This is a genomic window from Sphingomonas sp. (assembly GCF_965200135.1).
Taxonomy (GTDB): Bacteria; Pseudomonadota; Alphaproteobacteria; order Sphingomonadales; family Sphingomonadaceae; genus Sphingomonas.
Genome location: NZ_CBDATK010000006.1, coordinates 89,305 through 102,738, shown reverse-complemented (window position 1 = coordinate 102,738; position 13,434 = coordinate 89,305). Strand labels below are relative to the sequence as shown.

Genomic DNA, 13,434 nt, shown 5'->3' with positions numbered 1-13,434 from the left:
CGCGAGAAACCAACCCTGTCGCGCCCACGCGCGCCCCTGCCCTATCCCGTAATTTCGATCAACCCGGCCGATCAGGAGGCTCAGCCGAACAGCCGCTGCCACACGCCGACCGCCCCCAGATCGTTGAACGTCACCAGCACCATCAGCGCGAGCAGCGCCGCCAGCCCGCCGCGATACGCCCATTCCATCGCCTCCGGCCGCACCGGCCGCCGCCGCACCGCCTCGATCGCGTAGAAGAACAGGTGGCCGCCATCCAGCATCGGGACTGGCAGCAGGTTGATGAACCCGAGATTGATGGAGACCAGCGCCACGAAGAATACGAATTGCGTCCATCCCACGGTCAACTGCTCGCCCGCCATCTTCGCGGTGCCGACCGGGCCGTGCAGCACCGACAGCGGCGTGCGGCCGGTGACGACGCGCTTTAAAGCGGTGACCGTCATCGACACGACCACGCCGACCTGCCGCACCGCGACGCCGGGCGCATCGTACCACGGGACGGGCGTCACCTCCGTGCGTGAAGCGATGATCCCAAGCCGACCGATCGGCGTCTTGTTGCCGAACTCGTCCTTCTCCTCGACCGCGCGGACCAGCGCCGTCGTGCTCTGCCGTTGTCCGGCGCGGTCGTAGTCGATCCGCAGCCGCTCGCCGCCGCGCAGCATCACCGCGCGGCCGATGTCGTCGAAGCGCGAGACAGCCGTGCCGTCGACCGCAACGATGCGATCGCCCGGCGCCAGGCCCGCCGCCTGCGCCGCGCTGCCCGCCTGCACCTGATCCACCACCGGCGCGATCCGCATCTCGCCATAGGCCATCGCAAAGCCGGCGAGGATCAGCAGCGCCGCGACGAAGTTCACCGCCGGCCCCGCCGCGACGATGAACGCGCGCTGCCACACCGGCTTGGCCTGGAACGTCCGCTGTCGCTCGGCCGCCGGCAGCGCCAGCCATTCGGCGGTCGGCTGGCTGACCGCGTTCATGTCGCCGGCGAAGCGGACATAGCCGCCGATCGGCAGCCAGGCGAGCTTCCACCGCGTGCCCCGCCGGTCGGTCCAGCCCGCGATCTCTCGCCCCATGCCGATAGAAAAGGCGTCGATCTTCACCCCGCACGCCCGCGCCGCCCAGTAATGGCCCATCTCATGGACGAAGACGAGCGGCCCGATGACGGCGAGGAACGCCACGATCGTCAGCAGCAGGCCGGGGGATTCGATCAAGCCACGCCATCCTTCATGCGCTCGACCGTTCGGACCCTCGCCGCCGCATCGACGGCGAGCACCGCGTCGAGCGTCACCGGCGCGGGCGGGTCGTAGCGATCGAGCGTATCGGCGACGATTGCGGCGATTTCAAGAAAGCCGATCCGCCCCGCCAGGAACGCCGCCACCGCCACCTCGTTGGCGGCGTTGAGGATCGCGGGTCGCGCCCCGCCCGCGGTCAGCGCCTCACGCGCCAGCCGCAGCGCCGGAAAGCGCGTTTCGTCGGGTGCCTCGAAATCGAGCCGCCCGAGCGCCACCAGATCGAGCGGGGGCATCGGCGTCGCCATCCGATCGGGCCAGGCGAGCGTATGCGCGATCGGCACGCGCATGTCGGACGCGCCGAGCTGCGCCAGCATCGAGCCGTCGACATAATCGACCAGGCTGTGGATCACCGACTGGCGGTGGATCACCACCTCGATCCGGTCGTGCGGCACCGGGAACAGCCGCGCCGCCTCGATCAGCTCCAGCCCCTTGTTGAACATGGTGGCGCTGTCGACGGAGATCTTCGCGCCCATCGACCAGTTGGGGTGCGCGACCGCCTGATCGGGCGTGACGCCGCGCATGGCGTCATACGACCAGTCGCGGAACGGCCCGCCGCTGCCGGTCAGGACGATGCGGCGGACGCGGTCGGGGCGGTCGAAGTCGAAGCATTGGAAGATCGCGTTGTGCTCGCTGTCGGCCGGCAACAGCGTCGCGCCGGACGCGCGCGCGGCCGCGAGGACCAGCTCGCCCGCCGACACCAGCGGCTCCTTGTTGGCGAGCACCACCGTGCCGCCGCCCGCGATCGCCGCCATCACCGGCTCCAGCCCCGCGCAGCCGACGATCGCCGCCATCGTCCAGTCGGCCCCCGCCGCCGCCTCGATCAGCGCGTCGCGTCCGCCCGCGACGCGGGTCGAGGTGCCGGCAAGTGCCTCGCGCAGCGCGGGCAGGCAGCTCTCGTCGGCGACCACCGCCAGCTCGGCGCGGGTTCGCCGCGCGGCGGCGGCGAGTCCCTCGACGTCGCGGTTCGCGGTCAGCGCGCGGACACTGAACCGCTCCGGCTCGCGCTCGACCAGGTCGAGCGTCGAGGTGCCGACCGAGCCGGTCGCGCCGAGAACGGTGACGCTCCTCATCCGAACTGCGCGTGGACGTAGCGCAGGATGCTCGGCAGCACGACCAGCACGGCGGCGAGGGGCGCGACCGGGACCAGCCCGTCGAGCCGGTCCATGACGCCGCCATGACCGGGCAGCAGCGTGCCCGAATCCTTGACCCCGGCGCGCCGCTTGAGCGCGCTCTCGTACAGGTCGCCGCCCTGCGCCAGCACCGCCAGCGCCGGCGTCGCGAGCGTCAGCCGCAACGGCAGTCCGGCGAAGACATGCATCGCGCCACCGAACAGGCTCGCCGCCGCCACCCCGCCGATCAGCCCGGCCCAGGTCTTGTTGGGGCTGACCGACGGCCACAGCTTCGGCCCGCCGATCGCACGACCGCTGAAATACGCGCCGATGTCGGTCATCCACACCAGCGCCAGCGCCCAGCTCGCATAGACCAGCCCCTCGACGAAACGATGCCCGTCGACCGGCAGGACGCCGATCTGCCGCCGGATCACGATCAGACCCAGCACCGGCACGCCGGCATAGAGGACGCCCAGCCCCAGCCGGGGCAGCCGCGTGACGATGACCACGAAGAACGCCGCGCCCGCGAGCAGCCCGAGCGTGAAGAAGTCGCGCGTCTCACCGATGATCCACGCCGGCGCCATCGTCACCAGCGGCACGAACAGCGCGAACTGCGCCAGTCGTTTGGCGCGCGCCGGGGCGCGGTGGAGATCGGCCCACTCGCCCATCATCAGCACCCCCGCCAGCGCGAGCAGCAGCCAGAACGCGAACCCGCCCAGCCACAGCGCCGCCAGCGCGACGACGATCAGCGCGGCACCGACCGCGGCGCGGACCGGCAGGTCGGATTTCGCCGCCGTCACAGTCCGCCGTAGCGCCGCTGCCGCCGTCCGAAGGCGTCCACCGCGTCACGCAGCGCCGCCTCGTCGAAGTCGGGCCACAGCGTGTCGACGAACAGCAGCTCGGCATAGGCCGCCTGCCACAACAGGAAGTTCGACAGCCGCTGCTCGCCCGACGAGCGGATCAGCAGGTCCAGCGGCGGCAGCTCGCGCGTCTCCAGCTCGGCCTCGATCGCCGCCTCGTCGATCTGTTCGGGCGGCAGGCGCTCCGCCAGCCGCCGCGCCACCGCCGCCAGCTCCGCCTGCGCGCCGTAGTTGAGCGCGATCGCCAGGATCGGCCCGGTGTTGCGCGCCGTCCGCGCCACCGCGTCGTCGACCATCGCCACCAGATCGGGCGCGAAACGGCGATAGTCGCCGATGATCCGCAACCGCACGTTCTCGCGTACCAGCTCGGCCAGGTCGGCGCGGATGAACAGGCGCAACAGGCCCATCAGGTCGCTGACCTCGCTCTCGGGCCGCCGCCAGTTCTCGCTGCTGAACGCGTACAGCGTCAGCGCCTCGATCCCCATCGCCCGCGCCGCGCGCGTCACGCGCCGCACCGCCTCCACCCCCGCCTTGTGCCCGGCGAGGCGCGGCAGATGCCGCTGCTTCGCCCAGCGGCCGTTGCCGTCCATGATGATGGCGACATGGCGGGGGATCAGCTCGGGATCGGGCCGGGGGGCGAGCGCGGTCGCCACCTAGCGATCCCTGGAGGACGCGACGTCCGTCACTTGCCCAGGATTTCCTTTTCCTTGGCATTCGCCACCGTGTCGATGTCCGCGACCGTCTTGTCGGTGAGCTTCTGCAGCTCGGTCTCGTGGCGCTTGCGCTCGTCCTCGCCGAAGACGTTCTTCTTCTCGTCGGTCTTGAGTGCGTCCATGCCGTCGCGCCGGACGTTGCGGACCGCGATCTTGGCCTTTTCGGAATAGGACCCCGCCAGCTTGGCCAGTTCCTTGCGCCGCTCCTCGGTCAGGTCGGGGATCGGCAGGCGCAGATTGTTGCCGTCGTTGATCGGGTTGAGCCCCAGCCCCGCCGAGCGGATCGCCTTTTCGACCGGGCCGACGTTCGTCTTGTCCCACACCTGCACCGACAGCATCCGCGGCTCGGGCACGGACACCGTCGCCACCTGATTGAGCGGCATGTGGCTGCCATAGACCTCGACCGTCACCGGATCGAGCAGCGCGGTCGACGCGCGACCCGTCCGCAGGCCACCGAGGTCGCTCTTCAGCGCCTCGACCGCGCCGGTCATGCGGCGCTCCAGATCGGCCTTGTCATAGGCGGGCATCAGCTCTCTCCCTTCACAATCGTCGACACGCCATCCCCCGCCAGCACCGCGGCGAAATTGCCGTGCTCGCGGATGTTGAAGACGACGATCGGGATGTTGTTGTCTCGGCACAGCGCGATCGCGCTGGCATCCATGACCTTCAGATTGTCCGCGAGGACACGGTCGTAGGTCACCGTGTCGTAACGCTTCGCGGTCGCGACCTGCTTCGGGTCGGCGTCGTAGACGCCGTCGACGCTGGTGCCCTTAAACAGGGCATCGCACTTCATCTCCGCCGCGCGCAGCGCCGCGCCCGAATCGGTGGTGAAGAACGGCGAGCCGACCCCGGCGGCGAAGATCACGACGCGGCCCTTTTCCAGATGGCGCTCGGCGCGGCGGCGGATGAACGGCTCGCACACCGCCGCCATCGGGATCGCCGACTGCACCCGCGTCTCGACGCCGATCTGCTCCAGCGCGTTCTGCACCGCGAGCGCGTTCATCACCGTCGCGAGCATGCCCATGTAATCGGCGGTCGCGCGCTCGAAGCCCTTCGCCGCCGCCGACAGCCCGCGAAAGATGTTGCCGCCGCCGACGACGATGCAGAGCTGATAGCCCTGCGCCCGCACGTCGGCGATCTCCTGCGCGACGCGCGCGGTGACGGCGGGGTCGATCGCCAGGCCACCCTCCCCTCCGCCGCCTTTCCCACGATCCTGCGGATCGCCGGAACCTTGGGCGGCTCCGCCCATCAGGACCTCGCCCGACAGCTTCAGGAGGATACGGTTGAAACGGCGATCCGACATGCGGCGGTGGCTATACAGGCTTCGCCCCAAGGGCAACGGTCTGCACCAAATCTCCCTCGCCCACCGCCGCTGCCGGCGCGATCAGAAGCCCCGGCGCAGCGTCACGAACCACTGCCGTGGCGCACCCGCGAGCAGCGTCTGGTTGTCGCCGCTGGCGGTGTAGCCGTTCGAACCGATCGTCGAGATGTAGCGCTTGTCCGTCAGGTTGGTGACGCTGCCCTCAATCGCGAACCCGTGAAAGAAGCCGAGCCCCTCGCCGAAGCGATAGCCGATGCTGGCATCGACCAGCAGGCGGCTGCCGACCGACTGATCGTTCAGGTAGCTGAAGTAGCGCCGCGACATATAGTCCGCGCCGGCGCGCGCGACGAAATGGCTGTCGTCATAGACCAGCTCGCCCTTGGCCATGTGCTCGGGCGTATCGACGACGGTGCGGCCGCGCGTCGCGGTCAGCACGGTGCCCGCCGCGTTGCGGACGTCGTCCTGATAGGTCGCGTGGTTGTAGGAATAGCTGGCGAACGCGCTGACCGACCCCATGATGCGATAGAAGGCGGACAGCTCGGCGCCATAGCTCTCGACGTCGCCGGCATTGTTGAGCGTCGGCGGGTTGCCGACGATCCCCGCGCCGTTCGAGAAGGTCAGCAGGCGGTTGGAGAAGTCGACATAATAGCCGACCGCCGAAAGCTGCAGCCCACCGGCACGCAGCCGGGCGCCGCCCTCGACGGTGCGCGAGGTCTCCGGCTTCAGCGTCGAGCGGATCGCGTCGAACCCGGCCTGCGTCGTCGCGAACGGGCCGGTGGTGGCCGACGACACGAAGGCGCGCATGTTCTCCGTGTAGCTGGCGAAGACCTCCAGTCACTGGCCCAGGCCGAGCACCGCGCCGACCTGCGGCAGGAACCAGTCCCGCGCCTCGATGCCGCCGTTGACCAGCGTGCCGGTCAGCAGATTGGCCTGGTTGCGGACGCGCATCCCTTTCCATCCGCCGTTCAGCGTCAGCGCGCCGAGATGCAGCGTGTCGGCGACGAAATATTGCAGCGTCTCGGTGTCGTATTTGCCGTCCCACTGGGTGAAGAACGGGTTGGACTGGAAGTCGATCGCGCGGCGGTTCGACGTCGTCCCGTTCGCGATGCCGTAGAAGCGACGCGCCTGGTTGAAGCTGTTGCTCTCGTACCAGCCGCCGACCTCCAGCCGGTTGGCGCCGGTCTCCAGCGTCAGCCGCGTCAGGTTGCCGCCGCGATCGATCGAATATTCGGTGGTGCGGAAGGAGAGCGGCGCGGGGCTGGCGATCGGCGTGCCGTCGACGTTCGGCGCGCCCACCGGGGTCGCGACATAGGGCGTGATCCACGACCCCTGGCCCTTGTTGTGGTGGTAATAGGTGGTCGACAGCAGCGACAGCTCGGGCGTCAGCCGCGCGTCCACCGTCACGCCGCCCAACCAGTCGCGACGCACGCCGGCCGCGTCGTAATAGACGTCGTCGACCGTGCCGATCCCGGCCGGAAACGCCAGCCCCGCCGTCGGATAGGGCAGCGCGGCGGTGGCGCTGGCGGCGCGTGCGTTCTGGTTGGCGTAGACCTGCGCGATCTGGACCGCGAGCGGGAAGTTGTCGCCGATATTGTCGTTGTTCAGCCCGCGCCGGCGGATGATGTCGTAGCTGAGGTCCTGATAGTCGACCTCGCGCCGGTCGGAGAAATTGACGAAGGCGGTAATGCTGCCGCGCTCGCCAAGGTCCTCCATTACCCTGGCGTTGACCTGATGCTGGCGCTGGCTGCCATAGCCCTTCCACTTGTCGGTGGTCAGGTAGCCATAGCTGACATAGCCCTTCAGCCCGGCGCCGATATCGCCGCTCTCCGCGCGCACGAACGCGCGGATCGTATCGTCGCTGCCATAGGTGCCCGATGCGACCAGGTCGGCGGTGTCCGACGGCGCGCGGCTGACGAACTGGATCGTGCCGCCCAGGTTGCTGGTCGACGCGGTGCCGAGCGAGCCGGCGCCCTGCGCGACGGTGGTGCTGGCGAGGTTTTCGGAGATGCTGGCGCGGCTGATGTGCAGGCCGTTGACGTTGCCGTAGCTCATGTCACCCAGCGGCACGCCATCGAGCGTGAAGCCGAGCTGGTTCTGGTTGAACCCGCGCAAGCTGATGCGCGTCGACCATTCATAGGCGCCGAACGCATCCGACGACTGGAAATTGACGCCGGGCAGCTTGGCGATCGCCTTCAACGGCGAGGTGCCGGGGGTCAGCCGCTCCAGATCGAGCGCGGTCACGGTCTGCACCTGCCGGCTCTGGCCGAAGCCGAGCACGACGACGTCGCCGCTGGCGTCTGGCACCGGCTGGTCGGTCGCAGTCTGATCGGTCGCGGTCTGTTCGACGGGAGCGGCGGTGGCGGCGGGCAGCACCTCCTGCGCGAAGGCCGGCATCGACAGGCCCGCGGCGGCGACGCCGGCGAGCAGCGCGAACTTGGTCAGCATGATCTTTTCCCCTTTGATCGAAGGGGGCCCTAGGCAGGGCAAGGGTCAATGCGGTGACGGATCGGTTACGAAGTTGTGGCGGCCGCCGCGAACGATCGGCCCGGACACGAAAAGGGGCGCTTTCCGGGTGGAAAGCGCCCCCTGTTCAGCTGCCGGCGGCGGACCTCACGCGGTCGGCTGCGGGTCCTTCTGCGGCACGCCGCTCGCGGCGGCGACCTCGGCGGCGAAGTCGCTCTGCTCGCGCTCGATGCCCTCGCCAAGCTGGAAGCGGACATAGTCCTTGAGCACGATCGTCGCGCCGGCGTCCTTGCCCGCCTTGGCGACGACGTCGCTGATCTTGGTCTTGCCGTCCATCACGAACAGCTGGCTGACCAGCGCGTGCTCCTTGCGGTACTTGGCGATGCCGCCCTCGACCATCTTGGCGATGATGTCGGCGGGCTTGCCGCTGTCGGCCGCCTTTTCGGTCGCGATCGCGCGCTCGCGCTCGATCTCGGCCTCGTCCAGGTCCGCCTCGTTCAGCGCCTTGGGAAAGGCGGCGGCGATGTGCATCGCCAGCTGCTTGCCCAGGTCCTGCAGAACGCCCTCGGGCGCGTCGCTCTCGAGCGCGACCAGCACGCCGATCTTGCCCAGCCCCGGCGACTGCTGATTGTGGACATAGCTGACCACCGCGCCCTTGCTCACTTCCAGCGACTTCGCGCGGCGAAGCGACTGATTCTCGCCGATCGTGGCGACGTTGTTGGTCAGCACTTCGGCGACGGTCGTGCCCGACGGCATCGCCTCCGCCTTCAGCGCCTCGACATCACCGCCGGTCGCCAGCGCGATCTGGGTTACCTCGCGGACGAAATCCTGGAACTGCTGGTTCTTGGCGACGAAGTCGGTCTCCGAATTGACCTCGACCGCCGCCCCACGCGTGCCGGCCACGGCGACGCCGACCAGCCCCTCGGCCGCGGTGCGGCTCGACTTCTTCTGCGCGGCCGCCAGCCCCTTGGTGCGCAGCCAGTCCATCGCGGCGTCGATGTCGCCGCCGGTCTCGCTCAGCGCCTTCTTGCAATCCATCATGCCCGCGCCGCTCTTCTCGCGCAGGTCCTTGACCATCGAAGCCGTAATGTCGGCCATATCGAATATCCTCTAGTCGGAAACGTGAACACGGGCGGAGCGGAGCCGTCCGGCCCTGCCCCACCCGTGTGAAATCAATGCGACAGATAGGGTCAGGCGGTCGCCTGCGCACCCTCCTCCGCGGCCACGGCGGCATCGACCGGCGTGGGATCGGTGCCCAGCTCGGCGGCAGGATCGACCGGCGCCGTCTCGGCCGGCGCGCTCAGCGCCTCCTCGGCGGGCGGCTGCTCCATCGCCCCCATGTCGCGGCCCGACCGCTGCTGCTGCTCCTGCCCGCCGCGCGTCGCGGCGATGGCGATCGCCTCGCAATACAGGCGGATGGCGCGGCTGGCGTCGTCGTTCGCCGGCACCGGGAACGCGATGCCGTCGGGCGAGACGTTGGAATCGAGGATCGCCACCACCGGGATGCCCAGCGTGTTGGCTTCCTTGATCGCCAGCTCTTCCTTGTTGGCGTCGATCACGAACATGACCTCGGGAATGCCGCCCATGTCGCGGATACCGCCCAGCGACATCTCCAGCTTGTCGCGCTCGCGCGTCAGCTGCAGCACTTCCTTCTTGGTCAGGCCCACCGTGTCGCCCGCCAGCTGCTCTTCCAGCGTCTTCATGCGGCGGATCGAGTTGGAGATCGTCTTCCAGTTGGTGAGCATGCCGCCCAGCCAGCGGTGATTGACGAAATGCTGGCCGGAGCGCTGCGCGGCGTCGCGGACGGGCTCCTGCGCCTGGCGCTTGGTGCCGACGAACAGGACCTTGCCGCCGCCGGCTACCGTGGAGCTGACGAACTCGAGCGCGCGCGCGAACAGCGGCACGGTCTGCGAGAGGTCGAGGATGTGGACGCCGTTGCGGTCGCCGAAGATGTAGGGTTTCATCTTCGGATTCCAGCGATGCGTCTGGTGGCCGAAGTGCGCGCCCGTTTCGATGAGCTGCTGCATGGAGACGACAGGTGCCGCCATAGGGATAGATCCTTCCGGTTGAGCCTCTGGGAAGCGGATGATCCCCGCGAGCGGAGACACCGGGCTATGTTGCTTCCCATGCGGGGTTAGAGGCGCGCCACATAGTCGCGGAATTATTTTCCCGCAAGGCTTGACGATGAGAACGTGAGTGGAACATAGAGGGTGCGAAGCAGATACGTCGGTGGCCACCCCAGCAATGCAGGTTGCTAGGTGGCTGTTCGATAACGGTTTTCCACAGGCGGATCGGAACCTGTGGATAAGTGGATGGTTAACGCCCTCGACAGAGAGCGTTCGCGCGGTGGAGGCGAGCAATGATGGCATTGACGGCAACGGTGGTATTCATGGGCGCGATGGCGCTGGCGATCGCGTCGATGTGGTCGACGGTGGCGCCGCAGTGGCAACGGATCGCGCGGCTGGCCGCCGGTCAGCCAGAGCAGCCCTTTCAGCCGCTGCTGGCCCTGGCGAAGGCCGAGCGCCGTATCGCCGTCAGGCGCTGGGCGACGGCGTCGGTGCCGACGGAGCGGCGGCTGCGCGCCGCCTGACCCGCGCATAGCCGAAGATGCTGAACGGTATCGACAACAGATAGAGGCTCGCGACGATGGTGAGGGTCGGCCACGGTGCGGAGACCAGCGCCGCCGACAGCACCACCGCCGCGGCGATCGCCTCGAACCGGACGGTGCGGCGCAGGCGGAACGACTTCCAGCTATAGGTGGCGACGCTGGACACCATCAATGTAGCCACGAACGCTACCCATGGCGCGATCAGCCAATAGGAGCGCAGCACGGGCTCGCCGCTCCACAACCAAGCGATCAACGGCAGCAGCGCCAGCCCGGCCCCGGCGGGCGCGGGCACGCCTGTCAGGAAACCGGCGGATTTATGGGGTTGCTCGTCGGCGTCGATCTGCGCGTTGAACCGCGCGAGCCGCAACGCACAGAACACCGCCAGCATCAGCGCGGCGATCCACCCCACCCGCGGCATCCCGGTCAACGACCACAGGTAGAGCACCAGCGCCGGCGACACGCCGAACGAAATCGCGTCCGAGAGCGAATCAAGTTCCGCCCCAAACCGGCTCTCGCCGCGCAGCATCCGCGCGACCCGGCCGTCCAGCCCGTCGAGCACGGCCGCGACGACGATCATCATCACCGCCCGCTCCCACTCCCACCCGATCGCGAAGCGGACGCCGGACAGGCCGGAGCATAACGCCAGCGCGGTGATGACGTTGGGGACGACCGCGCGCAACGGAATGCCCCGTGGCAGACGGCGACCCGAAGGTGGTGGAAAGGCCATCGTCCTACGTCGTCATCGCCGCGGCGGCGGAAATCCGGCTTGCAAGATGGCCGTCCCGGCTGCGCCTGGACGATGGGCGCACGCCTACACGGCGCCGATGGCTGGAAATGCCTCGATCGCAACGCGTCTTCACTGCGCCACGCCCGTCACGGCCGTCCCGCCGACCCGCGCCAACACCGTCTCGCCCGCGATGCTCCGCTGCCCCAGCGCGACCTGGCAGACGCAATCCTCCGGCAGGAACACGTCGACCCGGCTGCCGAACCGGATCAGCCCGATCCGCTGCCCGCCCGCGACGATGTCGCCCGCCTTGACGAAGCCGAGGATGCGGCGCGCCACCAGCCCGGCGATCTGGGTGAAGCCGACCCGCCGACCGTCATGCCCCTCGACAACGAAATACTGCCGCTCGTTCTCCTCCGACGCCTTGTCGAGGTCGGCGTTGAGGAACTTGCCGGCGACATAGACGACTTGGCGAACCGTGCCGGCGATCGGGGTGCGATTGATGTGGACGTCGAACACCGACATGAAGATCGACACGCGCGTCAGCGGCCCTTCCGACAGGCCGTTCGGCCCGTCCAGCTCGCGCGGCACCGGCACCCGCTCGATCATCGTGATGAGGCCGTCGGCGGGCGCGACGATCAGCCCGGCTCCCTGCGGCGTCGTGCGGATCGGGTCGCGGAAGAACGCCGCGACCCAGATCGTCACCCCGACCATCGGCCAGAACAGCACGTTCCAGACGATCGTCAGCAGCAAGGTGATCCCGGCCGAGATCGCGACGAACTTGTAGCCCTCGGAATGGACGGCGGGGAAACGCCACTTGACGGTGGTGGTCGCCACCGGCGGCTTGTCTAACGATGCCATCGGCTCGTCCTATCGCCAGCACCGGCACAAGACAATCGGTGCCGTCCCTCCTCGGCCTCGTCCGACGGGGCGGCGCGTCCGTCATGCCGACCGGATGTTGATCGCCGCCGCTCGCCGACCGCCGCCGCTGCACGCCGCCAAGGAAATCCTGCGCCGACGTTCCGTGAAGATCGTGAACTTCCGGCCCGCCGCGCTCGCCTTGATTGCCCCACCCCAAATCCGTAGACGCCCCGCAACCCTTCAAAGGAAGTAGAGCATGGCCAAGATTCAGGTGAAGACGCCGGTCGTGGAGATCGACGGCGACGAGATGACGCGGATCATCTGGGAGTGGATCCGCGAGCGCCTGATCAAGCCGTATCTCGACATCCAGCTCGACTATTACGACCTCGGCATCGAACATCGCGACGCCACCGACGACAAGGTCACCGTCGACAGCGCGCGCGCGACCCAGAAATACGGCGTCGCGGTGAAGTGCGCGACGATCACGCCGGACGAGCAGCGGGTCGAGGAGTTCAGCCTCAAGCGGATGTGGAAGTCGCCCAACGGCACGATCCGCAACATCCTGGGCGGGACGATCTTCCGCGAGCCGATCGTGATCCGCAACGTGCCGCGCCTGATCCCCGGCTGGACGCACCCGATCGTAGTCGGTCGCCATGCCTTCGGCGACCAGTATCGCGCGACCGACTTCCTGGTCCCCGGCCCCGGCAAGCTCCGCATGGTGTTCGAGGGCGACGACGGTCAGGTCATCGACCGCGAGGTGTTCCAGTTTCCTTCGTCGGGTGTCGCGATGGGGATGTACAATCTGGACGATTCGATCCGCGACTTCGCGCGCGCCTCGCTCAACTACGGGCTGGGCCGCGGCTGGCCGGTGTACCTGTCGACGAAGAACACGATCCTCAAGGCTTATGACGGCCGCTTCAAGGACCTGTTCGCCGAGGTGTACGAGGCGGAGTTCGCCGCCGATTTCAAGGCGAAGAACATCGTCTACGAGCACCGCCTGATCGACGACATGGTTGCCAGCGCGCTCAAGTGGAGCGGCGAGTTCGTTTGGGCGTGCAAGAACTATGACGGCGACGTCCAGTCGGATCAAGTCGCGCAGGGCTTCGGCTCGCTGGGGCTGATGACCTCGGTGCTGATGACGCCCGACGGCAAGACGATCGAGGCGGAGGCGGCGCACGGCACCGTCACCCGCCATTACCGCCAGCATCAGCAGGGCAAGGCCACCTCGACCAACCCGATCGCGTCGATCTTCGCGTGGACCGGCGGGCTTAAGTATCGCGGCAAGTTCGACGGCACGCCCGACGTGACGCGCTTCGCCGAGACGTTGGAGCGGGTCTGCATCGAGACGGTGGAGCAGGGCGCGATGACCAAGGATCTCGCCATCCTGATCGGTCCCGACCAGCCCTGGATGACCACCGAGCAGTTCTTCGAGGCCGTCCGCCTTAACCTCGAAAAAGCGATGGACGGCTGGGCCTGAGCGATAGACTGA

At 68.4% G+C, this 13,434-nt stretch carries 12 protein-coding genes and 1 pseudogene; 2 read left to right on the top strand and 11 right to left on the bottom strand.

Annotated elements, in window-relative coordinates; translation table 11 throughout:
• Positions 1-80: 80 nt before the first annotated feature.
• The 9 genes and pseudogenes from ACOFKS_RS05115 to rpsB form a co-directional block, all read right to left on the bottom strand.
• Positions 81-1,205, bottom strand: coding sequence for a M50 family metallopeptidase (locus ACOFKS_RS05115; RefSeq protein WP_419808169.1), 1,125 nt, complete (start codon positions 1,203-1,205; stop codon positions 81-83).
• On the bottom strand, positions 1,202-2,356 hold the full coding sequence (locus ACOFKS_RS05110) for a 1-deoxy-D-xylulose-5-phosphate reductoisomerase (RefSeq protein ID WP_419808168.1): 1,155 nt from the start codon (positions 2,354-2,356) through the stop codon (positions 1,202-1,204). Before ACOFKS_RS05110 ends, ACOFKS_RS05115 begins: the two co-directional genes overlap by 4 nt.
• Positions 2,353-3,195, bottom strand: coding sequence for a phosphatidate cytidylyltransferase (locus ACOFKS_RS05105; protein ID WP_419808167.1), 843 nt, complete (start codon positions 3,193-3,195; stop codon positions 2,353-2,355). Before ACOFKS_RS05105 ends, ACOFKS_RS05110 begins: the two co-directional genes overlap by 4 nt.
• Positions 3,192-3,908 carry an isoprenyl transferase gene (locus tag ACOFKS_RS05100; RefSeq protein WP_419808166.1) on the bottom strand — a complete coding sequence of 239 codons (717 nt, stop codon included), beginning with the start codon at positions 3,906-3,908 and terminating at the stop codon, positions 3,192-3,194. Before ACOFKS_RS05100 ends, ACOFKS_RS05105 begins: the two co-directional genes overlap by 4 nt.
• Positions 3,909-3,937: 29 nt before the next feature.
• The gene (gene frr / locus ACOFKS_RS05095; RefSeq protein ID WP_419808165.1) at positions 3,938-4,495 is read right to left on the bottom strand and encodes a ribosome recycling factor; all 558 of its coding nucleotides are present in this window, start codon (positions 4,493-4,495) and stop codon (positions 3,938-3,940) included.
• Positions 4,495-5,271 carry a UMP kinase gene (pyrH, locus tag ACOFKS_RS05090; RefSeq protein WP_419808164.1) on the bottom strand — a complete coding sequence of 259 codons (777 nt, stop codon included), beginning with the start codon at positions 5,269-5,271 and terminating at the stop codon, positions 4,495-4,497. Before pyrH ends, frr begins: the two co-directional genes overlap by 1 nt.
• A gap of 81 nt (positions 5,272-5,352) precedes the next feature.
• A pseudogene (locus ACOFKS_RS05085) lies at positions 5,353-7,734 on the bottom strand (TonB-dependent receptor).
• Positions 7,735-7,899: 165 nt separating this feature from the next.
• Entirely contained in the window at positions 7,900-8,850 is a 951-nt protein-coding gene (tsf, locus tag ACOFKS_RS05080) for a translation elongation factor Ts (RefSeq protein ID WP_419808163.1), read from the bottom strand.
• A 92-nt stretch (positions 8,851-8,942) separates the two neighbouring features.
• Complete coding sequence (gene rpsB, locus ACOFKS_RS05075) at positions 8,943-9,800, bottom strand: 30S ribosomal protein S2 (RefSeq protein WP_419808162.1); 858 nt, start codon at positions 9,798-9,800, stop codon at positions 8,943-8,945.
• Positions 9,801-10,111: 311 nt separating this feature from the next.
• On the opposite strand from rpsB, the gene ACOFKS_RS05070 reads away from it, so the two are divergent.
• Positions 10,112-10,342 (top strand): hypothetical protein, encoded by a 231-nt coding sequence (locus tag ACOFKS_RS05070; protein WP_419808161.1) that lies wholly within the window; start codon positions 10,112-10,114, stop codon positions 10,340-10,342.
• On the opposite strand, the gene ACOFKS_RS05065 is transcribed toward ACOFKS_RS05070, so the two are convergent.
• Entirely contained in the window at positions 10,287-11,087 is an 801-nt protein-coding gene (locus ACOFKS_RS05065; protein ID WP_419808160.1) for a CDP-alcohol phosphatidyltransferase family protein, read from the bottom strand. The genes ACOFKS_RS05070 and ACOFKS_RS05065 overlap by 56 nt on opposite strands.
• A 129-nt stretch (positions 11,088-11,216) precedes the next feature.
• Positions 11,217-11,945, bottom strand: a complete 729-nt coding sequence (locus ACOFKS_RS05060; protein ID WP_419808159.1) for a phosphatidylserine decarboxylase — start codon at positions 11,943-11,945, stop codon at positions 11,217-11,219.
• A 256-nt stretch (positions 11,946-12,201) separates the two neighbouring features.
• Between ACOFKS_RS05060 and ACOFKS_RS05055 the strand changes: the two genes are divergently transcribed.
• Positions 12,202-13,422: an NADP-dependent isocitrate dehydrogenase gene (locus ACOFKS_RS05055; RefSeq protein WP_419808158.1), complete on the top strand. Its 1,221-nt coding sequence runs from the start codon at positions 12,202-12,204 to the stop codon at positions 13,420-13,422.
• The last annotated feature ends 12 nt before the right edge of the window (positions 13,423-13,434 follow it).